This window comes from Bacillus sp. Xin1 (assembly GCF_013314535.1).
Classification (GTDB): Bacteria; Bacillota; Bacilli; order Bacillales; family Bacillaceae_G; genus Bacillus_A.
This window is the reverse complement of sequence record NZ_JABUAE010000002.1, coordinates 378,940-404,242: the sequence shown is the minus strand read 5'-3', so window position 1 is coordinate 404,242 and position 25,303 is coordinate 378,940. Positions and strand designations below refer to the sequence as shown.

Genomic DNA, 25,303 nt, shown 5'->3' with positions numbered 1-25,303 from the left:
AAAAGCAAGGTCTCGTGACGAGACCTTGCTTTTAATTATGCTTCTCTTACTGCACTTTGTACTGGAACTTGCTCTTCTTTTTCTTTCACTTTACGCTCTGGAACCATATTAAATACAATATTTAAAAGTACAGCTGACGCACTTCCAAGTACAATTCCGTTATCTGTTAAAATACGGATATTTTCTGGAAGCTGAGAGAATAACGTTGGAACGACTGTTACACCAAGACCAATACCAACGGAGCATGCTACAATTAGTAAATTTTCTTGTTTTCCAAAGTCTACACGGCTTAACATTTTAATTCCATATGCCATAACCATTCCAAACATGGCAAGCATCGCACCGCCAAGAACCGGTTTTGGAATAATCGTTGTGATAGCTGCAATTTTCGGAATAAAGCCAAGCACGATTAACATACCACCGCAAGTGTAAATAATAACACGATTTCGTACACCTGTTAATTGAATAAGACCAACGTTTTGAGAATAAGTCGTATACGGAAATGCATTAAAAATACCACCTAAAACCATTGCTAATCCTTCAGCACGATAACCTTTTGTTAACTCTTTCTCACCGATTTTTTTATTACAAATATCAGATAAGGCAAAGTACACACCTGTTGCTTCTACAATACCAACGCAAGCAACGAGAATCATCGTAATAACCGGCGTTAGCTCAAATGTTGGTGTACCGAAGTAAAATGGCTGAATACCGTGGAACCAATCTGCCTCTCCAACCGCTTGCAAGCTCACTTTCCCCATAAAGGATGCAACAATCGTACCAAATAAAAGACCAAGTAATATAGAAATAGAGCGAATAAAACCATCAAAGAAACGATACATAATGATGATAAATAATAAAACCCCAAATGCTAACGCTAAGTTTTCAAGGCTACCAAAATCTTTACTCCCTACGCCCCCAGCCATATCATTAATTGCTGCCGGAACTAATGTAACCCCAATAACTGTAACAACAGAACCCGTTACAACAGGCGGGAATAGTTTTACAAGCTTTCCAAATAGTTTCGCAAAAATAACAACGAACAACCCTGCTGCAATAATTGCTCCATATATGGAAGAAACACCGTACTGTTTACCGATTGCAATCATCGGTCCTACTGCTGTAAATGTACAACCGAGTACAACGGGAAGACCAATTCCAAAAAATCGATTCGATAAAGCTTGTAAAATCGTTGCGACACCACACATTAATAAATCGATGGATACTAAGTATGTTAATTCTCGTTGATTTAAGCCAAGTCCCCCGCCAACAATAAGCGGAACAATTATCGCTCCTGCATACATCGCAAGCATATGTTGAACACCAAGGGATGCAATTTTAAAAGGGTGTTGCTTCATGACTATTTCACCTCCGCAGTCTCATGCTCTACAAATGTAACAGTACCGTTATCAAGTGATGCAATTTCTGCAAGTGATTCTACACGAACACCGCTCTCACGCAGTTTCTTTCCCCCATCTTGAAATGCTTTTTCAATGACAATTCCAATTCCTTCAATACTTGCTCCAGCTTGCTCTACTAAACTCATTAATCCTAAAGCAGCCTGACCGTTTGCTAAAAAGTCATCTATGATTAAGACACGATCGTTTTCATTGATATGGTTTCTAGATAATGAAATTTCATTCGTTTCTTGTTTTGTAAATGAGTATACTTTCGCCACATACATATTATCTTGTAACGTTAACGATTTACGCTTTCTTGCAAAGATTACTTTTACACCAAGTTCTAAAGCTGCCATAACTGCTGGCGCAATCCCTGAAGATTCAATCGTCACGATTTTTGTAATGTTCTCTTCTTTAAAACGCTGTGCAAACTCTTTTCCAATCTCTTGCATAAGTACTGGATCAATTTGATGATTTAAAAATGCATCTACCTTTAATACATCACCAGATAAAACCGTTCCTTCATTTAAAATCTTTTCTTGTAATACTTTCATGTTTGTTCCTCCTCTTATGCAATAAAAAAACTCCAAAAGCCGCCACCACTCGTTACAAGTGAGAGACGCGCTTTTGGAGCTTCGCAAAAAAGAATGCTAAACCAGCAATATATTCGTCCTCACTCATAGTCAAAGTATTTACGGTACTTCGGTAGAAACTTGCAGGCCATATCCCCGCGATTATATGAGTGTAGCTAACCTATTTATTTTATAGAGGGATTATAACGCATTTTTTTTATTTTGAAAAGCATCTCTAATAAAAAACACGTACAAATTTCACGAAAATATCATTTTCGTTCGAGTTTTGGAAACTCTTACATTTTGTATTTCCTGCTAAAGAGTCGTTAAAATAACTGGTCCATCCTTTGTAATTGCTATCGTATGCTCGTATTGCGCTGACAGCTTTCCATCCATTGTCCTTGCAGTCCACCCATTTAAATCTACTTTTGAATATCGCATCCCTACATTTACAATGGGTTCAATCGTTATAACCATTCCTTCTTGTAGTTCTGGTCCTTGACCTAGCTTTCCAAAATGAAAAATTGCAGGTTCCTCATGAATTTCCTTACCAATTCCATGCCCTGTAAAATCCCTTGCCACAGAACATCCTTCTGAGGTCACGTAGCTTTCAATCGCATATCCAATATCCCCTACACGATTTCCAACTATCGCTTGCTCAATCCCTTTATATAAAGCATTTTCTGTTACTAGTAGTAACTTTTCTGCCTCATGAGAAATATCTCCTACTTGATAAGTCCATGCAGAATCAGCAAGCGCACCATTTAAGTTCACTACCATATCAATCGTAATAATATCTCCTACATGTAACGGTTGATTAGTTGGAAAACCATGACACATTTCATCGTTCACAGACGCACATATTGCATATGGATAATCGTTATATCCTTTTTGCTCCGGCGATGCACCATGTTTTTCTAAATACATTTCAACAAATGTATCAATTTCTAGTGTAGTAATCCCTGGCTTTATCATCTTTGCAAGTTCTTGATGACACGAAGCTAGCAATTTTCCAGATTCACGCATCAAATTTATTTCTTTTTTCGTTTTTATCGTAATCATTGCCTCTCTCCTCATTTATTCTTCTATCCACGTGCTTTATGCTCCCCACCATATAAGTTATCCAAATTCAATCATACACACCATCCCAGAAATTTCAAAAGAGTTATCATTTCACATTTTCTTCACAAATTCACATACCAAAACTTGTAAGAAGTCACGACTTTTCAAGTTCTCATTATAGACATAGTTTTTATTGTATTAATGAACACTTTTTGAAAGCATATTAGGATGCGATAAAATTTTCTAAATTTTTTGTATTATAAAAATGTAAGATTTTTATTTATCTAAGGAGGGGTATCATGGGCGAACATAAATTACATCAAACAGAATCCGAAACGAATGAAAAAAGTTCATTAAAAGGAACTTTAACCGCTGTTTTTTTTGTCGGCTTTTTCATTATTTTCACATGGTTTAGTGTCTATCAAATTTTTGTTAATCGGCTATAAAATATCGTTTTGAAAAGGGAGATGGGGATATTCACTTACATAAATACGAAAAAATTTGGCTCATTTTCGGTGTTGGTTCACTATTCGTATTTTTAGCTATTTTAGGAATTAGTGCTTTTTATATGGGTAACAAACCACCAAGTTGTTTAACTACAATTGACCCCGAAAAGGTTCACGCAACGGCACCATTTGATCAACCTGGTGTTAAAAAGGTGGGGAAAAATCATTATCAGGTGACGATTGTCTCACAGGCCTTCTCTTTCACTCCGAATACAATTAAAGTACCAAAAGGTGCAAAAGTAGATTTTGTTGTAGCAACAAAAGATGTTGTTCATGGGTTTGAAATCGCAGGAACAAATGTCAATATGATGGTTGAGCCTGGATATGTAAGTACTGCTTCACAAGTTTTCCCAAAAACAGGGGAGTATTTAATTGTCTGTAATGAATACTGTGGTACCGGCCATCATATGATGAGCGCGAAAGTAGAGGTAACTGAAAAATGATTACATTGCAAGATAAAATAAGTAAACGAGATGCCAAATTAACAATGGCTCATATCCATATCGCATTTATTGCTCTTTTTCTAGGTGGTTTATGTGGATTACTGCAAGTTCTCGTTCGCTCAGGGAAATTCAATTTACCTGCCGGCATTGGCTACTATCAAGTGTTAACTACACATGGCGTTTTACTTGGAATCGTATTAACAACTTTCTTTATTATTGGCTTCTTATTTGCTTGTATGAGTAAAACAACCGGTGTCCTATCAAAAGGTGTTCGACAAACAGGCTGGATTGGCTTTTGGCTTATGACAGTTGGAACAACACTTACTGCTATCTTTATTCTACTCAATAAAGCAACTGTACTCTATACCTTCTATGCTCCATTAAAAGCGCACCCTGGGTTTTATATTGGACTTACCCTTGTTATTGTTGGAAGTTGGTTTAGCGGATTTGCAATGTTTGCTCAGTATCGTACATGGAAAAAACATAACAAAGGAAAAATAGGTCCCTTGTTAAGCTTTATGGCTGTTGTAACAATGGCACTGTGGCTTGTTGCAACGCTCGGTGTTGCAGCTGCAGCACTTATTCAATTTATTCCATGGAGCTTAGGCTTTGTTGATAAAATCGATGTCTTAGTCAGTCGAACATTATTTTGGTACTTCGGTCATCCACTCGTTTATTTTTGGCTCCTTCCTGCCTATATGGCTTGGTATGTCATTATACCGAAAATCATTGGTGGTAAAATCTTCAGTGATTCACTAGCTCGTTTGTCATTTATCTTATTTTTACTCTTTTCTATGCCTGTAGGATTCCACCATCAATTAACCGAACCAGGCATTGATCCTGGTTGGAAATACTTGCAAGTTGTCTTAACATTTATGGTTGTTATTCCCTCTTTAATGACTGCCTTCTCCTTATTTGCAACCTTTGAACAATTTGGACGATCAAAAGGGGCTACTGGATTATTTGGATGGCTTCGCATGCTTCCATGGGGAGATGCTAGATTTTTCGCCCCATTCGTCGGTATGTTAATGTTTATTCCAGCTGGTGCTGGTGGACTTGTTAATGCAAGTAACCAACTAAATCAAGTCGTTCACAATACTGTATGGGTAACGGGACATTTCCATTTAACATTGGCAACCTCTGTTATATTAACATTTTTCGGAATCGCCTACTGGTTAATTCCACATCTAACAGGACGCGTTATGACAAAAGAAATGAATCGACTTGCTATGATTCAAACTTGCGTATGGGCGATTGGTATGTTCTTCATGTCTGCTGGTATGCACTTTGCCGGATTACTCGGAGCACCTCGTCGCTCAGCTTTTTCTACATATGGAAATTCACAACAAGCACTCGAATGGATTCCATACCAAATTGCCCAAGCAGTCGGAGGATCCATTTTATTCGTTGGCATTGTAATTGCGATCATCATTTATATAGACCTAGTCTTCTTCGCACCAAAAGGGCAAACTGAGTTCCCAATCGGTGAAGTAGCCGATGCATCTGAACGTACGCCATTAGTTTTTGATAATTGGAAGCTTTGGATTGGCATTACAGCGTTACTTATTTTATTTGCTTACACCATTCCATTTATTGATATGATTCAAAATGCTCCGCCTGGTTCGAAAGGGTTTAAATTGTGGTAAATAAAAAGCAGAGGGAATTCCCTCTGCTTTTTATTCCCTTACAGTATATATCATTTATCCTGCAATCTCAGCTGAATTAAACGTTCCATTAATATTTCCATCTACAACAATACAATGTCCCCAAAACATATCTCCATCCGAAAAATATATTGTAAAATCACCATCTGGATAAACACTTATACTTTCTAACTTCATCAAATTAATGAACATTTCCTGTGTAACCTCATCTACGGTTTTCTCATCATCATCCTGTAACCACTCATTTGCTAACTCCAGTAGTTCTGTTACTGCGAACAATTTCATTTTTCTATCCCATTCATTTTGCCCCTCGAAAAGTATATATGCTGTTTTTAAAGCATCCTGCATTATCTGTTCATCTTTATTCCAATCAAAAGATAAACTACATTCTTCACCAACCCAAGAAATTTGCTTTTCGAATAACTCCACAGTCTTCTCAAGTGTAAACTCACCGAATATCTTATCTTGATAATAGACTGGCTTCATTGAATCTTGTAATATCTTTTCTAATTCATTATCTTCATATGTTTTGTCCAAAACCTGAACAAGCATCATTGCATTTTCTTCCCTACGCACCAGCAACCTTACAACGGTATTTTCTTGTAAAAGTTCTCTTGACCGTCTCAATTCTGCATCATCAGCTAACCATTCAAGTCTTAGTTTTCCTTCTATAATCAATTCAGGATTACATAAATCTTTCCATGCAATCAAAGGGATTGATGCACCCCACAAAATAGCATCACCTGCTTTTCCCGCACCTACACCCGATGCTCCTGTAACAGCTGCTACCTCAATAATCTCTTTTGTAAATCTATTTTCAAATCTATTTATTTCACTTAATTTACTCATTTTCATTCCCCTCCCCGTTATAGAATTCTTTACGAATAACGCTTCTGCAGTTAGCGAGTATCCGACTAACTTCCTTTTACCAAATTTCAAGTTAGATCTCCAAATCATTTTTAAAAATTCAAAACGACTTCCATTTGTCGCTTGAATAAAAGTACCGACTACTTCGAATCCTACCTTTTTATAGACTTTTATTGCTCTTTCATTAAAAGTTGCTACTGAAAGCGTTATATACTGCGGTTGATATTTTTCCATACAAAATTCTAAGCCTCTCTGTATAAACGCTTCACCAAAACCCCTTCCAGTCAAATTTGGTTTCATTCCAAGTCCAATATCTACTATATGTACATCTACTCTATTAAAACGAAAGAAGCCAACGGTCTCCTTCTCCTCACAAACTGCAAAAGTCATTTCTCCACGTATATTAGAATCTAAAAACTCAGCTAAATCTTCCTGATCCGCTTCCATATCATAAAACGAATACTTTCCCTCATAGTGCCAATGATACGCAATTTCTTCTGCTTGCTCTTGTGTCATAACTCCAAAAGTATACTTCATCGTATCTCCTCCTCCCATTAAACACATGTATGGTAAAGCTTTTATTCATAAAAAAGAGCTGCATACAGGCAGCCCTTTTTTACAGCTCATAAATCTCTTTATATTTTGCTTCTAAATAATCAGCTAAATAATTTGCATTTAACCCTTCACCTGTTACATCTTTTAAAATTTCTAACGGTTTTTTCGTTTTGCCGTATTGGTGAATATTTTTTGTCAGCCATTCACGAATTGGCGTCACATTTCCTTGTTCTAGTAGTGCATCGAAGTTAGGAATTTCTTCTAACATCTTATGTTTAAATTGCGCTGCATACATATAACCAAGTGCATACGATGGAAAATATCCAAACGAGCCATCTGACCAATGTACATCTTGCAGCACACCTTGTGCATCCGTTTCTGGACGAATACCTAAATAACTTTCCATCTTATCATTCCACGCTGCTGGCAAATCTTTTACTTCTAATGTTCCATCAAATAATTCTTTCTCTAATTCATAACGAACCATAACATGCAATGGATATGTAAGCTCGTCTGCCTCAATACGAATAAAGGACGGTTTCGATTCATTAATCGCATTATAGAACTCGTCTACAGATACATTTTCAAATTGTCCGTCGCTAAATTGTTTTAATAATTCATAATTTTTCTTCCAGAACGATTTATTACGTCCAATAAAGTTTTCGAAAAATAGCGATTGCGATTCATGAATCCCCATTGACGTGCCACTGCAAAGCGGCGTTCCTTCTAATTCCTCTGAAACATTTTGTTCATATACAGCATGTCCACATTCGTGAATTGTTCCGAAAACTGCCATCCGGAAATCATTCTCGTCATAACGAGTCGTAATACGAACATCCCCTCTATTTAATGTAATTTCGAAAGGATGTATCGTTTCATCTAGACGGCCGGCCTCGAAATTATAATTTAATTGTTTTAGTAACTCTAAGGTGAAATTCTTTTGTTGTTCTTTTGAAAAATGTTCAAACAGGACATTTGTTTTTAATTCTTTATTAGACTCAGAAATTTCTTTTACAAGCGGAACAATACGCTCACGTAGTTGTCCAAACACATGGTCTAATACTTCTACTGTCATACCTGGCTCATACAAGTCTAAAAGCGTATTATACTTATACGTTCCATAACCCCAATATGTAATAAATTTCTTCTTATATTCAACGATTTTTTCTAAGTATGGTCTAAACATTTCAAAATCAGATTTTTCACGTGCTTCTCCCCAAACACTTTCCGATTTTGCTTGCAATTTAACAAATTCTTCATATTCGGCTTGTGGAATTTTTTTATTTCGATCATACTCCTTGCGGCACTCTTCTACAATTTCTTTCGTTGTTTTAGAAATTTTATTCTCTGCAATTAGCTGTTCTAATTGTGTTAAATATCTTCCCATCTCATCAGAAGTTGATAATGAAAATACTTCTGATGAAAGCATCCCTATTACTTCAGAACGTTGATCCACACCTTGTTTCGGCGCACCAGTACGTAAATCCCAAAATATAAGGCTTAATGCTTCTCCATAATTATTTATCTTTTTCACATGCGCTAAAAATTCTTTTTCTATTTCAGTTATAACGATTGTCATATGATATGGCCTCCTTTTTCTACCTCACCTATATTTCGACATAAAGATATAAAGTCCTTTTCCATATAAAGTGAAACTTTAATCAGTGGGGGTTTTCTTCATCCCCCACTAATTATTAGCCCTCACCAATCGGGCTTTTACGGGATAAAAAGAAAAAGCTTAGCAAACGCTAAGCTTTTACAATACCATACCTTCTACTGGAAGCACTTTTTTCACAGCTTCTACAACCTTTTCATTTTCATCCTCTGACAAGAATAACGAAATAGCACCTTTATCTTCGCTCGTACGAATTAAACGTCCAATCCCTTGACGAAGACGCAAAATCATATACGGTACATCTACATCCCAAAACGGATCATTGACGTGCTTACGTTTCGCTTCAAACACAGGATCGTTTGGAGGGAATGGAAGCGACCAAATAACAACATGTGATAATGACGATCCCGGTATATCTAAACCTTCCCATAAATGAACAGCGCAAAGTACAGTCTCTTCTTCATTTTGGAAACGTGAAACAAGTTGGCTAATTTCTTGATCTCCTTCATATAGGAACGGAACAGACATTTGCTCTTTATTCACATATTCTTTGAACGCTGCAAGCTCCCCTGTTGTACGGAATAATACGAGCGTACGTCCATTTATTTTTTGAATGTTTTCAAGGGTATACTGGCATTTTCTTTCCCATTCATTTTCCTGGTTATACGATGGCAAGTACACTTTCATTTGCTCTTCATAGTCAAATGGAGAAGCTACTGAGAATGATAAATAGTCTTTTACTCCTAAACTATTTGCCGTAAACGCAAATGAGTCATTTTCAGATAGTGTAGCAGAAGAGAAAATATATGGAATTTTTTTCGAGAACACTTTCTCCTGTAATACTTCTTCTACTGCACGCGGCATAATAACTAGCGTGAAGGCACCATCACCTTCTTCTCCCCATGTAATTACATTTTTCTCATGCATGAAAAGACGAAGTGAATGTTCTAATACATCTAAATGCTCATCAACGATATTTAAATCGTATGTGTTTACTGTATACATTTCACTTTCAAATACTAATGCATCACCGACTTCTGCAATTTTCGCATAGAGTCTTTTCGCCTCAGCAGTTACTTTTTCTGTCACAGTTATTTCTAGACGATCTGAACCAGCGATTTCTTTTTTATTCTCTTGTAAGACATCAAAGAATCGCTCTGTTTGCCAAATCGTTTCTTCTACTAAATGAGCAAACTCTTCACGAATATCATTTTGTAATAATCTTGTTAATAATTGTTCCATCATCGTTTGTTTTAGACGATACGTTAGTGCTTTTTGCGCTGCATACTCAACAAGATGTCCTTCATCAAAGACAACACAGCTACTTTCTGGTAAAAGTGGCATTTGTCCTTCACGCTTACGAGCATCATATGTCCAAATATGATCCATATAGAAATCTTGAGAACAAATAATTAAATCTGCTGCTTTACGATAATGTTCACGAGAAAGTGTTTGACCACAACGATGACGAGAGTCACATGTGAAACAGTCTTGGAAATAATCCCAAGATACCTTTGACCATTCCTCATCATTTAATAATGGAAACTCTTTTCGATCACCATAATGCGTAAAGTTTTGCATCGTTCCATGATCAAATACAAACTGAGGTAATTCGTAATATAAATCTTCAATGACTTCTGGAGCTCGTCCACTCATCACATCTTCTAGTTTACGTAAACATAAATAATTATCCATCGATTTCGCTAGACGTACATCAACAGATAATCCTAATGCTTCTGATAATTTTGCAATGTCCCCTTCTTCTTTCACAAGCTGTTCGATTAATGTTTCATCTGCACAAGCAATAATAGCTGGTTTCCCTGTATAACGCGCATAGCAAATTGCATATAAAAGATACACAATCGTTTTACCCGTTCCTACGCCTGCCTCTGCGAACATTACTTTCTTCTCTTGAAACGCACGTTCTAATTGGAATGCCATAAAAATTTGTTCATCACGCTCTTCAAAGCCTTTTTCCGGAAGGATATCGTAAAATACATCTCCAATCCACTCATTCAACTTATCATAAAAATTATCTTGTTTTCCTACTTCAAATGGTAATCTCTTCTCAGTAAACATCCTCAGCCTCCAACCAAAAAGTTTTTCTATAAAAAGATATAGCAACTGCTATTTCTAAATAGCAGTTGCTTTCCCCTGTTGTAATACATAGAAATGCGTGAAAAAAGTTTTCCTTTATATAAAGGAAAACTTTTTTACTCTATTAATGACTTTAGGTAACGCTTATCAATTAATGTTTCATATGATAATGCAGATAAATATTCTTCCTGTGCCTTTTGAATTTCATCTGCCGCTACGCCTTGAAGATCAATTTCTCTTCCTAGCTCATCATACGTACGATGAATGGCCTTTTGAATCATTGACAATTGAAAACCATCCATATGCATTCCTCCTTTTGCACATTACATAATAGCCAGTATATGCGCGTAAAAGAGGTTTTATACTATGAATTGCGAGGTGGGCGCTTCCCGAAGTACTGATAGTAATCTGTACGAATAAAGCCGTTAAATAATTTACGCTTTTTCGATGCTTCTTTTCCATAACACTTTTCAAATGCTTCATAGCTCGTTAATAAATACAGAGACCATGTATCCAATGGGCGGAATACTTCTCCCATTTCTTTATATAACTTTTCAACAAGTGCTTTTTCACTTAAACGTTCTCCGTATGGAGGATTCGTTACAACATAGCCATACTCCTCTTTCGTTGTGAAATCTTTTACTTGCATTTGTTTAAAGGAAATTAAATCACCTAATCCAACTTCATCGGCATTATCTTGCGCAACTCTTATCATGCGGTGATCAATATCTGATCCGATAATTTGTAATGGCTGATCATAATTTGCTAAATCTTCTACTTCTTGACGTGCTTCTTTCCAATTTTGCTTACCAATCCAACCCCATTCATCAGATGCAAATTCACGATTAAAACCAGGAGCAATATTCTGCCCAATTAGTGCCGCTTCAATTGGAATTGTTCCCGAACCACAAAACGGATCAACAAACGGACGATCTGGCTTCCAATTTGTAAGTTTAATTAAAGATGCAGCTAGTGTTTCTTTCAAAGGTGCTTCCCCTTGATCAACACGGTATCCACGTTTATGAAGTCCGACACCACTCGCATCAATTGTTAATGTTGCAATATCCTTTAACATTGCAATCTCAATGCGGAATAAAGGACCGTTTTCTTCAAACCAAGTTGTGCGCTTATACGTTGATTTTAATTTTTCAACAACAGCCTTTTTTACAATACGTTGACAATCTGGCACACTAAATAATGTTGATTTTATTGATTTTCCGATAACAGGAAACTCACCATTTTCAGGAATATAATCTCCCCAATTTAGCGCCTTTGTCTTTTCAAATAACTCATCAAATGTTGTTGCCTTAAATTCACCAACTTTAATTTTCACACGATCCGCAGTACGTAACCATAAATTCGTACGACAAATTGCCTTTGCATCCGCTTCAAACGTTACTTTTCCGTTTTCTACTTGGCACTCATAACCAAGATCGCGAACTTCTCTTGCAACTAAAGCTTCGATTCCCATTGCTGCTGTTGCAATTAAAGTAACTTTTCCCATTTACATTCACCTCTTATGTATAATCAAACAATAATTAATAGTTTTTCTATCTATTAATTATGAAATATTACGAAGAATTCCCTTATTAACCATTTTAACTCACAAGTTATTACTTCATACAAATAAAAAGCCCTCCTCTTACAAAGGAGAGCTGGGTTATTCCATAATTGGTTCATAACGTTCTGTAAGCCATGTTCTGTTCCTTTGTACTACAAACGGCCCACGCCTCGTACTCCGGTGGCAATCATCTATCTACAGGGCAAAATGCCCGTCCTTTTCCATCGTTCATTTCCTTGGAAAAGATTCCCCTACCATTATTTGGGTTTCTCGCTCGTGGGGTTTACCTCGTTCCACTCCTATCATTTCTTCAAGGACTTCGTCACTGTGGCACTTTAAAGGTAGTCAAACCATATCCAAAAGGACTTAGGTTTTTTCCCTGCCGTTAATCCAGCTTTACAGCCAGAATACCCTAGCTTATGAATTGGCTAGGCACGAACACTACAACCATCTCAGGTTGTGCGAGCATGGACTTTCCTCTACAACGTTGGCGTTGCAGCGATTACCCAAACGTTATGACAAACATTAGTATAGTGGAAACAAAAAGATTTTGCAATGCTTTTTTATATGTAAAATGCTTCAATCTTTTTCTATCCTTAGATTACTCGTATAACTTACTTCCAAATACAGCTTTTTCTAGATTGGATAAACGTTTTAAAATATCCGTATTCGTATTGTTGTATACAGGTTGTGCAACCGGTGTTGGAGCTGGTTGCTGCGGAACTTGTGCTTTCACTAATTTCTGTTCTTCTAATTCACGTTTCAAACGAGCATTTTGTTGCTGTAATTGCTCAAGTTCCTTATGAAATGCTTCATAATCCTTAATAATCATATCAAGGAACTTATCTACTTCCTCTTGTTGATAACCTCTCATACCCGTCTTAAATTCTTTTTCCAAAATGTCTTTCGCTGTTAATTTAATTTTATCCGAAATCATTTTCTTCACCTCAAATTTTTACCAAAACTTTCACTAACTAAATTTTTTCAGAAACAATGCCTTTTGTCAATCATATATACGCGGATCTATATTACATATTACTCTGCATTATTCCACTGTTCCTCTTCTATTATATCTTGTAAATCAGAAAAAAGAATAAAATAACTGTGATAATTTTCTATTTCTCCTTTTTTCTTTGCTACTTCTACCATGTATTTAGGACTCCCTGGTTTTTCTTCATCATATACCGCCAAAAGTGCATCACTTTTTTCAATAAAAAATTGATTTTTTAATCGAAACTGTTCTGGACTTTCATATTTTCTTTTTGTAATACTATCAACATGGTCAGCTTGCGCGAGAATGGATTCATAATATTCTCGATTCCCTTCCTTCCAACTTTCTTCCTGCTCTAAAAAAGGGGTGAACACAGCCAACTTTAAATCCGGATACACTAACTGCATTTCAAAAACTACTTCAGCTGCCCATAACTCTACTCCTAACTGCCCACTTATTATGACCCATTCTAACCCTTCCTCTATAAAAGCGAGTAATTTACGACACAATGCTTTTTTTATACATACAACACCTGGATGATCATTTTTAAAAATTCCAAGTTCAAATGGTTTATATCCTGTTACTGCAACAACTTTCATATCAACACTCCAATAAAAAGAAAAGAACTAGCATTTTGCTAGCTCTAACATAACATTTACTTTTTAAACATTCCACCGACATTTGGTCCTGGTCCGAATGGGGATACATTTGGTCCTGCACTTGGTCCTGGTCCGAATGGGGATACTTGTGGGCCTGCATTTGGCCCTGGTCCGAATGGGGATACTTGTGGGCCTGCATTTGGCCCTGGTCCGAACGGGGATACTTGTGGGCCTGCATTTGGTCCTGGTCCGAATGGAGATACTTGCGGGCCATGGCCACATGGTCCACAAGGTCCGCCAGGTCCACCGAATCCACCAACTCCGCCAGGTCCGCCAGGTCCGCCGAATCCACCAACTCCGCCAGGTCCACCAGGTCCGCCGAATCCACCAACTCCGCCAGGTCCACCAGGTCCGCCGAATCCACCAACTCCGCCAGGTCCACCAGGTCCACCGAATCCACCAACTCCGCCGAATCCTGGATCAACGGGGTCTACAACATTCACATTTGAATTTGTTTGCGGGAAGAAATGTTGATTTTTAACTTGTTGATGATGAACGTGTGTTGTATGAGTTGGATGAATATGCGGTACCACCGTTGTAGAAAAAGTGTGTGTTACACATTGCTTTGTTGGATGAACGACAGGAGGCGTTGTACAAATAGGTCCTGTAGGCTTATGCCCTCCAAAACATGGATGACAATGATGCATAGTTTTTTCTCTCCTCTCTCATTAAAAAAAATCTGACTACACTTTACAATATGAGAAAGGGTTAAAAGCCGCTTGTTATATATACCTATTTATTTAATGGAAATTTGTCTATATGATAGCTGCTTACGTACGATAACTTGGACACACAACTATCATCCTTTAGCAAAAAATCCTCCAACTTGTTTTACAATCCCAGTGACTTGATTCATCGCATTCATCATTTGACCAGCTGTATTCATCATTTTATTCACATCGTAATTACCATCTGCCGTCTTAAATTGAGATACGAAACTAGAAAATTGACTTGGCTGTTGTTGTTTTTGTTTGTTCATCGTTGGATATGGTTGAAAAGGCTGCTTCGGTGGGTAAAACATTGACGGCTGATTCATATAAGATTGTTGATTCATATGAACTTGTGGCTGCTGGTTCATAAAAGATACCTCAAATGGCTGATAATAATCCATTTGATTTCCGTAATAAGGAGCGAATGGATACATATTATAACGTAAATATGTATCCTCGTTATTTTGATAAGCATTTGGTTGTGAATAGGTATTTGGTTGTGAATAGGCATTCAGCTGTGGATAGGCATTTGGCTGTGAATAGGCATTTAGCTGTGAATAGGCATTCGGCTGTGAATAGACATTCGGCTGTGAATAGGCATTCGGCTGTGAATAGGCATTCGGCTGTGAATAGGCATTCGGCTGTGAATAGACATTCGGCTGTGAATAGGCATTCGGCTGTGAATAGGCATTCGGCTGTGAATAGGCATTCGGCTGTGAATAGACATTCGGCTGTGAATAGGTATTCGGCTGTTGAAACATGTATTTCCCCCCTCTAACTAAGTTTCTACATATAGAATATGTACCCATAAAATAAAATGTGTAACCTTATAAATGTCTGTTTTTGTCGGAAGTTTAAATTTTTAAAAAAATAAGAAAGTAAGCCTTTTCATGTTACCATAGTAGAGAAGAAGATTCTCATGGGGGAGGAATCAACATGATATTAGGGGATTTAAAACAAGCTTTCGCTCAAAAAAAGGGGTACTTTACAGAGGATATGAATGAATTGCTTGATTTTGCTAGACATCACTATTTAGAAGGGAAAATCTGCATCTCAGAATATCGAGTATTAATACGTGAACTAGAAATAAATGGGGCGAAACCCACACATACAACTGTAGAAGCATAAAAAAACAAGAGGGTTTCCCCTCTTGTCACTTACATTGTTCTACTATATTTTGCAACGTATATAAAATCGCCTGATGTGTTTCATAAAACCGCTTACCTTTTCCCTTATTTACAAAACATTGCAGTGCATTATTTTGTAAATTTTCATATACTTGGTCAATTTGTTGTACATGTATATACTTAGGCTTCTCATGTTTTATCCATTGATAAGCTAATTCTTTCCACACATCTAACTCCTGATCAACCATATCAACAAAAGGTTTCATATCTTGATAAAAATCAAATTCTTTTTCTTCTCTTTTTTTTATAATTGTTTCATCATTGTACCGCATTAATTTTATTGAAGACTGCATTAATGTTCCATAACCCAATTTATTTCCACCCTCTTATGCGCTCACAATAACGTTTTGAAACGTTTGGAGCCAACTTCCTTTTTCTTCATGATGCAATAATTTATCCTCCATATGCTGAATATGCATTTCTGTTACTTCTCCTCTATTATATATATCTTCACGCTTGTCTTTTAAAGAATGATTAACTCTAAGTGAAACATTCATTTCCAGCAAATCAAGAGCACTTAACATTTGATCCATTTTTTTCATTACGTTTTCCTTCTGAACCATCGCCATTTATAAAACGCCTCCTTCTTTGCTTTTTCTTTGTCATGTTATTTCGACGATTCACTTATCACTCCTGCACGACTGACAAAACTAGTTGATATTCGGCAAAGAAATCGGTTTGTATGAGTTTTATAGAAATGGTAACAATACAAAAGGGAGGTGTTTACCATGACTAAAAATAAAAATGAGAAGAAGAAAAAACAAAACAAACAGCAAACTAAACCTGAAACCGGAAATCCGAAGCTAGATGGTCCGAACTTTCCTGCTACATAAAGTGAAACTTTAATCAGTTGAGGACTTCATCCCCAGCTGATTATTAGACCTCACCAATCGAACTTTTATGAGCAGTTTATCTTCCACGTAGCTCCCTTAATTTTTTATACAGTTTCAGCTGAAACTGTATAAAAAACGTCGATTCATTCATGTAATCAATTAGTCCCGACTTCCTTTAAAAGAGCGGGACTTTTCTTATTATATCATGAAGTCATTACCCCTTTGAAAAAAGCGATTCAATGTAGAGAAAATATGTACTTGATGTTGTTTTTGTAGAAACCATTCCGTAATCTCAACTTCTTCCTTTGGTTCCCGAAACAAAAACAACGTCTCAATATCCATTTTTTGATGAAACCAATCTTTTTCTAAGCTATTTTGATGTAGCACAATTGAAAAAGCATCTCTTAACCTCGGTGTATCTTTCTCTTTTGGAATTGTAAAATACTGCTCGTAATCCACTCTCGATCCTGTAGGGGATGTTCGCAAAGAAAAATCATAAAATAACACTTCATAGTCAGGATGAAATAATAACCACGCCAAATTCTTCCCGAGTTCTATACGTTTTTGTAGCTTTTCAAATTGATAAACCGAAAAACCATATAGGCTACCTTTTGTTGTCGGGAAAATTACAGCATTAAAGTGAAAGAGTTCTTGAAATTTAAACAGTAAAGTTTGAAATACATGTTTTTGAAAATATGGATGTTCAATAATCGGTTTTTGAATCTTATTTTGTTCATTAATAATAAGCGCTGTAATAAGACGTGTGAGATCTCTTTTATTCCAAAAATCTTTCCATTCCTTTTCCATAAAAATAGATACATTAAAAAACTGTAATAAATGAAAAAGGGGGCTAGACATTTTTTTACTGTATTCGTATAACAACAATTGTGGGTATGCATCTGAAAAAATAAGCCAATTTGCACTTTCATACGTAAAAAAGAGCTGCTTTCTCATTCTTTCAGATAAAACATTTTGATAACATTTCCCTGCTAAATCTGTCATATTCCATCCAGAATTTCTCGAAACCATACTCGCCAAAAATGACCACCTGATTTCTTTATTTCTCAAGTAATATTCTTGATAAGCATATGTACGTGAAATATTATCCATATTTGCAAGAGCTGTTTGTTGTTTAATATGCGCTATTAAGCGCTTTTCTTCCTTTGTACGTAAAACTCTACTACGATCTCTATTTATTTTTTCATACTCATTCTGCATAAGCATATATGAATCACCACATCTCTCTTGAAAAAAATCGCATCTTTTTTACTTTTTTTGATATAATCACCTTTGTAAGTAATTCTAGGTAAGTTGGAGTGGACAAACTATGACCATTCGTTATCCAAACGGAAAAAGGTATAATCAAGCATTACAACCTCAAAAAACACAATTTAAAAAACATACTTATGGCAATAGAGGTATGTCTCTTGAAGAGGAGCTAAATGAAACAAATCAATATTATTTAACCCATAATATCGCATGCGTACATAAAAAACCCACCCCTCTTCAAATTGTAAAAGTGGATTACCCCGCTCGAAGTGCTGCAGTTGTGAAAGAAGCTTATTTTAAACAGCCTTCTACAACGGACTACAACGGTGTATACAAAGGAAAATACATTGACTTCGAAGCGAAAGAAACAAAAAATAAAACAAGTTTTCCGCTGCAAAATTTCCATCTTCATCAAATTAAGCATATGGAACAAGTAATAGCTCATAATGGAATTGCATTTGTTATTATTAAATTTACGCTTTATGATGAATTTTATTTACTCGATGCAAAACATGTCATTTCATTTTGGAATCGTCAAGATGCTGGTGGACGCAAATCGATTAAAAAACAAGAAATCGAAGAGCACGGATACTTGTTATCATGCGGTTATCACCCTCGAATTGATTATATTCGTGTACTAGACATGGCTTATTTTTCGTGATAGAGTCAACAATAAGGCTCTTTTTTCGACTTTTGGGGAGAAAATGAAAGGTAGGAGAAAGTATAATGTCAGAAAATTATCGTTCTCGTACAGAACGAAAACATGCACAACATCAACAACAAGAAAAAAACCAAACGGAGAAACCAAAGAAAAAAGGTTCCTTTTTCAAGAGATTTTTAATTGGTTGTCTACTTCTTGGCATTGTTGGTCTTATAGCTGGAGTTTCTGCTTTTTTTGTAATGGTAAAAGATGCTCCAAAGCTAGATAAAGCAAAACTTGTCAATCCACTATCAACTAAATTTTATGATAAAGACAAGAACTTCTTTTATGAATATGGTGCCGAAAAACGAACAAATATTACTTACGATCAAGTTCCAAAAGTGGTAGAAAGTGCATTCCTAGCGACAGAAGATGCTCGATTCTATCAACATAATGGAATCGACTTTAAACGTACAGGAAAAGCAATTCTTGAAAATATCACAGGTGGTTTTGGTTCTCAAGGTGGTAGTACAATTACCCAACAGGTAATTAAAAACTATTTTCTAACGATGGAAAAAACATCAAAACGTAAAGTACAGGAATGGTATTTAGCTTATAAATTAGAGCAACAATATTCCAAACATGAAATTTTAGAAATGTACTTGAACAAAATCAACCTTGGTAATCGCTCTTATGGGGTTGCAACAGCAGCGAAAAACTATTATGGGAAAGACTTAAAAGATTTAAAATTACACGAAGCAGCGATGCTTGCTGGGTTACCTCAAGGTCCAAACATTTATGATCCAACAAAAAAAGAAAATGTTGATCGAGCAACAAAACGTCGTAACGTTGTATTAACGTTAATGAATCGACATGGCTTTATTTCAAAACAAGAAATGGATGAAGCATTAAAAATCCCTGTAACTGAAGGACTTCTTCCATCTAAAGAAATCACTGAAATGCCTTATCCTGCCTTCTTGGATGCGGTTGTAAAGCAAATTGAAAAAGAAATGCCTGATGTAAATATCGGATCTGATGGTTTATCTATTTACACAACTCTTGATCCTAAAGCGCAAGAATATGCGGAAAACATAATGGATGGTGACATTATTAGCTATCCAAACGATCAATTCCAAGGCTCTTTCGTATTTATGGATACAACGAATGGTGAAGTCCGGGCAGTAGGGGCAGGACGTAAAGAAAGCAAAACAACATTTAAAGGGCATAATATGGCCATTGATTTAAAACGACAAGTTGGTTCTACAATGAAGCCAATTTTTGATTATGGTCCAGCTATTGAGTATATGCAGTGGTCAACATATCATCAGTTAAATGACTCAGAATATACATACTCAAACGGTAAAAAGATTCGAAACGCTACAAACAGTTATAAAGGTGACGTTTCCATGCGTGAAGCATTGAAAAAATCTTTAAATATTCCTGCTTTAAAAACCGCTCAAGCAGTTGGTTTAAATAAGTCAAAGGAATTTGCCGAAGGACTTGGTATGACATTCAAAAATGGCGAAGTATATGAGTCAACTGCAATTGGTAGTAATGACAGTTCTCCATTAGATGTAGCCGGGGCATATGCTGCATTTGGTAACGATGGTGTATACAATAAACCTCATTTCGTAACAAAAGTTGTCTTTCCTGATGGAAAAGAGAAAAACTTTAAACCAAAAGAAAAACGAGTAATGAAAGATTACACAGCATACATGATTACTGATATTCTTCGTGATGTAGTAAAACCAGGTTCAGGTGGAACAGGCCCAACAGCATATGTTCCTGGATTTGATGTTGCTGGTAAAACAGGAACCCAAAACTACGATGCGTCAGTAATACAAAAATACGGTATCCCAGCAGACGCCAACAGGGATAGTTGGTTTGCAGGATATACACCACAATATACAATGGCTGTATGGACAGGTTATGAAAAAGATAGTGCAGAAAATTATATAGGTGATAGATCAACAAGAATTGCTCAACAAATGTTTAAAGCAATGATGAGTGAATTTGCAACAGATAAATCTCGTTTTGAGCAACCTTCTTCAGTAGAACGTTTAAATGAAGAGCTCTATGTGAAAGGTGCGAAAAAGGATGCTGTTAAACAAATCAAAGTTGACCCACCAACTGGTGTAACACCATCTTATGATGCAGCGTCTAATACAATTAACCTGAGTTGGTCTGGGCCTTCAGATGTTACTGCTTACTCCGCAAGTTATAAAGCAAATGACGGCTCTAGCGGTAGTCTATCCGTAAGTGGTACAAGCGCTTCACTTGGCGGCGTAAAACCAGGTGTAACTTACAGCTTCTCAGTAGTAGCGAAAAAAGGAACCGGCACAAGCAATGCAGCTGGCGTATCCTTCACTGTTCCTGGTGAGAGCGAAGAAGCTAAGAAGAAAGCTGAGGAAGAAGCTAAGAAGAAAGCTGAAGAAGAGGCTAAGAAAAAAGCTGAAGAGGATGCTAAGAAGCAACAAGATGAGCAGAAAAAATTAGAGGAACAGAAAAAAGCTGAGGAACAGAAAAAAGCTGAGGAACAGAAAAAAGCTGAGGAACAGAAAAAAGCTGAGGAACAGAAAAAAGCTGAGGAACAGAAAAAAGCTGAGGAAGAAGCTAAGAAAGCTGAAGAAGAAGCTAACAAACCAAAACCAGACAAGCCAGCAGGTGGTGGTGATGGAGATACCCCAAAACCAGACAAGCCAGCAGATGGTGGTGGTGATGAAGATACCCCAAAACCGGAACACCCAACACAGTAATCAAAAAAAGAAGTCACCTTTCTCTAAAGAGATGGTGACTTCTTTTTTTTGATTATTTTTTTTGCATATAACTTTTCTACTTCTACATACAACTGTTCCAATTGAATATAAGAATGATAATGATTTGGTTGCTCTGTAATAAATGAGTAACGTTCTATAAAGTTAATTGGTTTAATCTGTAGCTCATCAACCTTATCCTTCATATTCTTTAACCCTGACACAGGTTGTCCATTTAACCAATATAAAATCGATAATAAATGAGCTGTAAAGCGAATCATTGGTTCTTTTGCTTCTTTTCGCTTTCGATCTCGAAAAAGTATAGAGATATCTTCTTTCTTCACTTTCCATACATTCAACACTACTGGAATCGTTTTTTCGATTTTGCTCCATGGTTCATAGCACTTTTCTATATCAAATAAAAAATAAATACTTTCTAGCAATTTTTCAAAAGATAGATCCGTATCATATGTCACTTTACTTATATTACGTTCAAAAAAAGGAGAGCATTGAAACTCATCCGGTATTTGTACAACTTGTTCCATTTTTTACTTCCCCTTCATTCTCTTCTTTCCTTCACGGCACACTTCTAGTAACCGACATTCTTCACATTGCGGCCGCTGCGCTTTGCAATGATAACGTCCAAAGAAAATCATTCGGTGATGCGTAACTCCCCACTCTTCCATTGGTACTTTCTTCATTAATGTTTTCTCTACCTCTAGTACGGAATCTTTCCAACGGCAAATAGCCAAGCGCTTACTTACTCGTTCTACATGTGTATCCACAGCGATAGCTGGGATACCAAATGCTACAGAAACAACTACGTTTGCAGTCTTTCTGCCGACACCTGGTAGTTTTGTTAATTCATCACGGTCTTTTGGAACCTCTCCGTTATAATCATCAAGTAACATCTGACATAATTTTTGAATATTTTTTGCTTTATTTCGGTACAGTCCAATTGAACGAATATCTTGTTGTAATTCTTCTAAAGAAACATTTAAATAATCTTCAGGCGTCTTATATTTTTGGAATAAACTTTTTGTTACTTTATTTACCAGTACATCTGTACATTGGGCAGATAATGCAACTGCAATTACAAGCTCAAATGGATTGTCATGATTTAATTCACAATGTGCTTCTGGATACATATCCGCCATCGTATCTAAACAATGACGAATTTGCGTTTTGTTTAACATAACTTTCCTCCTATATTACTGTTCCAGCCAATTATAAAAGGGCACTTTCCCTGTATATTTTGTCTCTTGCTTTGTGACTTGCTGTGGGCGTTGTTGATTCGCTCTAAATTTGCGCCCTTGATCTTGCGCTTGATCAACCGTCTTAATTCCATTCTTTTTCCACTCAAAAAGAATACGATCAATATATCGAAAATTAAGTTTTCCACTCATTACAGATTCTCGAAGAGCCGCTTGAATTAAATTGGGGTGATGTTGATCCTGGTCTTGCCACATCGCTAACGTTTCACATTCAAAAGGCGATAATGGTCTCCCGAATTCCCGTTCAAAAATTGTATATAAATTTACTTGAAGTTGCTTTTGTTCTTGTTTTTCTTCTTCTATTGTCTCGTTCATTAAAAAGTGTAAGATTTTTTCCCAAAGCGGTTGTAATGAATAACTTTCACACATCATCGCTTCAGATTTTTGACTACCTTCTAATGCTAAAAAGCCTTTTTGAATTAACGCTTGAATAATTTCCATACATTTCATTTCTGTTATTGTCATTCGTTCTGCAATCTCTGAAGGAGTTGGAAAAGAATTACCCGACTCTAGAAAGGTATGCACATGGAGTACAACCATAAATTCCATCTCATTTAAACCTAATTTTTTATAGTGCATCATAAGCAATTTTGGAATTGCGATGCTGCCTTGTTCAAACCATTTTAACATCATTTTTTTCTTCATGACCATACACCTCGCTTTCTAGTATAACACACCTGTTATGATTTCCTTTTACCACAATTCGTCAAAAAACCTCCCTATAGATAGGGAGGTCATCTTCATTTGTTCAAAGTGATTTATCCAGGAAAAATTTAAGCCTGTACTTTACTTTTCATAAACGTATGAATACGTTCTAACGCTTTCTCTAACTGTTCAAGAGATGTTGCATAGGATAAGCGAACATTGTTTGGTGCGCCGAATCCTGTTCCTGGAACAAGAGCTACTTTCTCTTCTTCTAACAACGCTTTTGCCCACTCATCAACTGTTTCATATCCAGCTAATGCCACAGCCTCTTTTACGTTCGGGAATAAATAAAATGCACCTTGTGGTTTAATACAAGTGAAACCAGGAATTTGAATTAATTTATCATAAATAATGTTTAATCGTTCTTCAAATGCTTGACGCATCATTTCTACAGGCTCTTGCGATCCAGCATACGCAGCAATTGCGCCATATTGAGCAATTGAAGTAGGATTTGACGTACTATGACTTGCTAAATTCGTCATCGCTTTAATAAGCTGCTTATTTCCTGCTGCATAGCCGATACGCCATCCTGTCATAGAATGCGATTTAGACACACCATTAATAATAAGTGTTTGTTCTTTTAATGCATTAGAAAGCTGGGCAATTGAAGTATATTCCACGCCATCATAAACCAATTTCTCATAAATTTCATCAGAAACAATTAAAATGTCGTGCTCTAAACATACTTCTCCAAGCTGCTGTAATTCTTCTTTGCTATAAATCATTCCTGTTGGGTTGCTTGGTGAATTAATAATAACAGCTTTCGTTTTCTCTGTAATTGCCTCACGTAGCTGCTCTGGCTTAATTTTGTACTGATTGTCTTCTAGCCCTTCTACATAAACTGGCTTACCACCAGCAAGTTTTACTTGTTCAGGATAACTTACCCAATAAGGAGTTGGGATGATAACTTCATCTCCTTCGTCAAGTAGCACTTGGAACAATGTATAAAGTGCATGCTTTGCACCATTACATACAATAATTTCAGCCCCATCATACGCTAATCCTTGATCACGAGTAAATTTCTGCGCAATTTCTTTTTTTAATGTTGCTAATCCACCAGTCGGTGTATATTTCGTATGTCCTTCTAACATCGCTTTATGTGCGGCATCCATAATATGTTCTGGTGTATTAAAGTCAGGTTCCCCTGCTCCTAATCCAATCACATCATGTCCTTCAGCTTTTAATGCTTGTGCCTTTGCTGTAATTTCTAAAGTTGAAGACGGTGTTAAGGCAGCTACTCGCTTTGCTAATTTCATTTGTGGTTCCCCCTACATCTATTTTTCAATGCTATATCGCTTCAAAAACTTACCATCTTGAAATGCAAGATAATAGTAAGTATAACGATTTTCATCATCAATATATGTAACTTCCCATAATGGTACATTGTTTTCAGCGCCTAATTTTACTTTCAGGAATTGTTTTGGTTTTTGCTCTTTAGTAACAATTTGCAAAGCATCTTTTTCAGAAATACCTTCGCTCTGTTTCTTTACTAAAACATCTCCTTTTTTCTCAGGTACCCAAACAATGATTTTTTCCCCTTTTTCATCTACACCCTGTACGACTGTATATGAAGATTTTCCGTTATAATATTCAACGTTTTTTACCTTTGTAAGCTTTGCTTTTTCTTTTGCAATTTCTACAACTTTTGACTCTTTCGGAATTTTCTTTTCCATTGTCGCATTATAAACATGCACCCCATACAATCCAATGGCAACGATAACGATAATGATGGCAAAGATCCACTTTTTCATTGTATCACTACGTTCTATATATCGTAAATACAGCTGTTTCTTTTTCTTTTTCGTCTAATGCCAACCCGAACATGAGGTCCTGTTCTTTTAAAGTGCGATTCAAACTATCAACAATTTTATATAAATCAGACGAATATTTAATACGCGTCGTTGATAGCACTTCGATTTTCTTCTCCATGAAAACTCCTC

General features: G+C 36.4%; 27 protein-coding genes, 1 other RNA gene, 1 pseudogene and 1 riboswitch. Of the genes and pseudogenes, 6 read left to right on the top strand and 23 right to left on the bottom strand.

All coding sequences use genetic code 11. From position 1 onward, the window contains the following. Positions 1 to 35: 35 nt before the first annotated feature. From pbuX to HRG09_RS05210, 3 genes are all read right to left on the bottom strand, one after another. A complete protein-coding gene (gene pbuX / locus HRG09_RS05220) occupies positions 36 to 1,358 on the bottom strand; it encodes a xanthine permease PbuX (protein ID WP_174099673.1) in 1,323 nt (440 codons plus the stop codon). 2 nt (positions 1,359 to 1,360) lie between these two features. Beyond that, positions 1,361 to 1,954, bottom strand: a complete 594-nt coding sequence (locus tag HRG09_RS05215; protein WP_174099672.1) for a xanthine phosphoribosyltransferase — start codon at positions 1,952 to 1,954, stop codon at positions 1,361 to 1,363. A 106-nt stretch (positions 1,955 to 2,060) separates the two neighbouring features. After that, positions 2,061 to 2,162, bottom strand: a riboswitch (purine riboswitch). Between the two features lie 125 nt (positions 2,163 to 2,287). Next, a complete protein-coding gene (locus tag HRG09_RS05210; RefSeq protein ID WP_174099671.1) occupies positions 2,288 to 3,034 on the bottom strand; it encodes a type I methionyl aminopeptidase in 747 nt (248 codons plus the stop codon). 299 nt (positions 3,035 to 3,333) lie between these two features. Here HRG09_RS05210 and HRG09_RS05205 point away from each other — a divergent pair, with 299 nt between their 5' ends. From HRG09_RS05205 to HRG09_RS05195, 3 genes are read left to right on the top strand one after another with little or no spacing between them, the layout of a single operon-like run. Beyond that, complete coding sequence (locus HRG09_RS05205) at positions 3,334 to 3,480, top strand: cytochrome c oxidase subunit 2A (protein WP_098358635.1); 147 nt, start codon at positions 3,334 to 3,336, stop codon at positions 3,478 to 3,480. 29 nt (positions 3,481 to 3,509) lie between these two features. Next, the gene (locus HRG09_RS05200; RefSeq protein ID WP_174099692.1) at positions 3,510 to 3,983 is read left to right on the top strand and encodes a cytochrome c oxidase subunit II; all 474 of its coding nucleotides are present in this window, start codon (positions 3,510 to 3,512) and stop codon (positions 3,981 to 3,983) included. Then, on the top strand, positions 3,980 to 5,629 hold the full coding sequence (locus HRG09_RS05195; protein WP_174099670.1) for a b(o/a)3-type cytochrome-c oxidase subunit 1: 1,650 nt from the start codon (positions 3,980 to 3,982) through the stop codon (positions 5,627 to 5,629). The genes HRG09_RS05200 and HRG09_RS05195 overlap by 4 nt, the downstream gene beginning before the upstream one ends. A gap of 54 nt (positions 5,630 to 5,683) precedes the next feature. Here HRG09_RS05195 and HRG09_RS05190 read toward each other — a convergent pair whose 3' ends face one another. The 11 genes and pseudogenes from HRG09_RS05190 to HRG09_RS05140 form a co-directional block, all read right to left on the bottom strand. After that, positions 5,684 to 6,496 (bottom strand): DUF2262 domain-containing protein, encoded by an 813-nt coding sequence (locus HRG09_RS05190; RefSeq protein WP_174099691.1) that lies wholly within the window; start codon positions 6,494 to 6,496, stop codon positions 5,684 to 5,686. Between the two features lie 105 nt (positions 6,497 to 6,601). After that, a pseudogene (locus tag HRG09_RS05185) lies at positions 6,602 to 7,051 on the bottom strand (GNAT family N-acetyltransferase); the annotation flags it as partial. Positions 7,052 to 7,130: 79 nt separating this feature from the next. Next, complete coding sequence (locus HRG09_RS05180; protein WP_174099669.1) at positions 7,131 to 8,648, bottom strand: carboxypeptidase M32; 1,518 nt, start codon at positions 8,646 to 8,648, stop codon at positions 7,131 to 7,133. Positions 8,649 to 8,825: 177 nt separating this feature from the next. Continuing rightward, positions 8,826 to 10,763, bottom strand: coding sequence for an ATP-dependent DNA helicase (locus tag HRG09_RS05175; RefSeq protein WP_174099668.1), 1,938 nt, complete (start codon positions 10,761 to 10,763; stop codon positions 8,826 to 8,828). A gap of 134 nt (positions 10,764 to 10,897) precedes the next feature. Beyond that, positions 10,898 to 11,083, bottom strand: a complete 186-nt coding sequence (locus HRG09_RS05170; protein WP_174099667.1) for a DUF3921 family protein — start codon at positions 11,081 to 11,083, stop codon at positions 10,898 to 10,900. 62 nt (positions 11,084 to 11,145) lie between these two features. After that, positions 11,146 to 12,285, bottom strand: a complete 1,140-nt coding sequence (locus tag HRG09_RS05165; protein ID WP_174099666.1) for a THUMP domain-containing class I SAM-dependent RNA methyltransferase — start codon at positions 12,283 to 12,285, stop codon at positions 11,146 to 11,148. 180 nt (positions 12,286 to 12,465) lie between these two features. Then, positions 12,466 to 12,856: RNase P RNA component class B (gene rnpB, locus HRG09_RS05160), an RNA gene on the bottom strand. A gap of 87 nt (positions 12,857 to 12,943) precedes the next feature. Further along, a complete protein-coding gene (gene gpsB / locus HRG09_RS05155) occupies positions 12,944 to 13,279 on the bottom strand; it encodes a cell division regulator GpsB (RefSeq protein ID WP_174099665.1) in 336 nt (111 codons plus the stop codon). A gap of 98 nt (positions 13,280 to 13,377) precedes the next feature. After that, positions 13,378 to 13,932 (bottom strand): SLOG family protein, encoded by a 555-nt coding sequence (locus tag HRG09_RS05150; protein WP_174099664.1) that lies wholly within the window; start codon positions 13,930 to 13,932, stop codon positions 13,378 to 13,380. A gap of 56 nt (positions 13,933 to 13,988) precedes the next feature. After that, positions 13,989 to 14,639: a CotD family spore coat protein gene (locus HRG09_RS05145; protein WP_174099663.1), complete on the bottom strand. Its 651-nt coding sequence runs from the start codon at positions 14,637 to 14,639 to the stop codon at positions 13,989 to 13,991. A 152-nt stretch (positions 14,640 to 14,791) separates the two neighbouring features. Beyond that, a complete protein-coding gene (locus tag HRG09_RS05140; RefSeq protein ID WP_174099690.1) occupies positions 14,792 to 15,217 on the bottom strand; it encodes a YppG family protein in 426 nt (141 codons plus the stop codon). A gap of 421 nt (positions 15,218 to 15,638) precedes the next feature. On the opposite strand from HRG09_RS05140, the gene HRG09_RS05135 reads away from it, so the two are divergent. Further along, complete coding sequence (locus HRG09_RS05135; protein ID WP_174099662.1) at positions 15,639 to 15,830, top strand: YppF family protein; 192 nt, start codon at positions 15,639 to 15,641, stop codon at positions 15,828 to 15,830. Positions 15,831 to 15,855: 25 nt separating this feature from the next. On the opposite strand, the gene HRG09_RS05130 is transcribed toward HRG09_RS05135, so the two are convergent. The 3 genes from HRG09_RS05130 to HRG09_RS05120 all read right to left on the bottom strand — a co-directional run bounded on the left by HRG09_RS05130 (position 15,856) and on the right by HRG09_RS05120 (position 17,946). Next, complete coding sequence (locus tag HRG09_RS05130) at positions 15,856 to 16,182, bottom strand: YppE family protein (protein ID WP_375335748.1); 327 nt, start codon at positions 16,180 to 16,182, stop codon at positions 15,856 to 15,858. Between the two features lie 33 nt (positions 16,183 to 16,215). Next, positions 16,216 to 16,458 (bottom strand): hypothetical protein, encoded by a 243-nt coding sequence (locus tag HRG09_RS05125; RefSeq protein WP_174099660.1) that lies wholly within the window; start codon positions 16,456 to 16,458, stop codon positions 16,216 to 16,218. Between the two features lie 462 nt (positions 16,459 to 16,920). Further along, positions 16,921 to 17,946, bottom strand: a complete 1,026-nt coding sequence (locus HRG09_RS05120) for a DUF2515 domain-containing protein (protein ID WP_174099659.1) — start codon at positions 17,944 to 17,946, stop codon at positions 16,921 to 16,923. A gap of 103 nt (positions 17,947 to 18,049) precedes the next feature. On the opposite strand from HRG09_RS05120, the gene recU reads away from it, so the two are divergent. Beyond that, entirely contained in the window at positions 18,050 to 18,652 is a 603-nt protein-coding gene (recU, locus tag HRG09_RS05115) for a Holliday junction resolvase RecU (RefSeq protein ID WP_174099658.1), read from the top strand. A gap of 65 nt (positions 18,653 to 18,717) precedes the next feature. Further along, positions 18,718 to 21,387: a penicillin-binding protein 1A gene (locus HRG09_RS05110; protein ID WP_174099657.1), complete on the top strand. Its 2,670-nt coding sequence runs from the start codon at positions 18,718 to 18,720 to the stop codon at positions 21,385 to 21,387. Positions 21,388 to 21,410: 23 nt separating this feature from the next. On the opposite strand, the gene HRG09_RS05105 is transcribed toward HRG09_RS05110, so the two are convergent. The 6 genes from HRG09_RS05105 to HRG09_RS05080 all read right to left on the bottom strand — a co-directional run bounded on the left by HRG09_RS05105 (position 21,411) and on the right by HRG09_RS05080 (position 25,292). Next, positions 21,411 to 21,929 (bottom strand): YpoC family protein, encoded by a 519-nt coding sequence (locus HRG09_RS05105; protein ID WP_174099656.1) that lies wholly within the window; start codon positions 21,927 to 21,929, stop codon positions 21,411 to 21,413. 3 nt (positions 21,930 to 21,932) lie between these two features. After that, positions 21,933 to 22,580, bottom strand: a complete 648-nt coding sequence (gene nth / locus HRG09_RS05100) for an endonuclease III (protein WP_174099655.1) — start codon at positions 22,578 to 22,580, stop codon at positions 21,933 to 21,935. A 15-nt stretch (positions 22,581 to 22,595) separates the two neighbouring features. Further along, on the bottom strand, positions 22,596 to 23,303 hold the full coding sequence (dnaD, locus tag HRG09_RS05095) for a DNA replication protein DnaD (RefSeq protein ID WP_174099654.1): 708 nt from the start codon (positions 23,301 to 23,303) through the stop codon (positions 22,596 to 22,598). 128 nt (positions 23,304 to 23,431) lie between these two features. Then, positions 23,432 to 24,619 carry an aspartate transaminase AspB gene (gene aspB / locus HRG09_RS05090; RefSeq protein WP_174099653.1) on the bottom strand — a complete coding sequence of 396 codons (1,188 nt, stop codon included), beginning with the start codon at positions 24,617 to 24,619 and terminating at the stop codon, positions 23,432 to 23,434. Positions 24,620 to 24,637: 18 nt separating this feature from the next. Then, positions 24,638 to 25,114 (bottom strand): cell wall elongation regulator TseB-like domain-containing protein, encoded by a 477-nt coding sequence (locus HRG09_RS05085; protein ID WP_174099652.1) that lies wholly within the window; start codon positions 25,112 to 25,114, stop codon positions 24,638 to 24,640. A 7-nt stretch (positions 25,115 to 25,121) separates the two neighbouring features. Then, positions 25,122 to 25,292, bottom strand: coding sequence for a YpmA family protein (locus tag HRG09_RS05080; protein WP_174099651.1), 171 nt, complete (start codon positions 25,290 to 25,292; stop codon positions 25,122 to 25,124). Between the last annotated feature and the right edge of the window lie 11 nt (positions 25,293 to 25,303).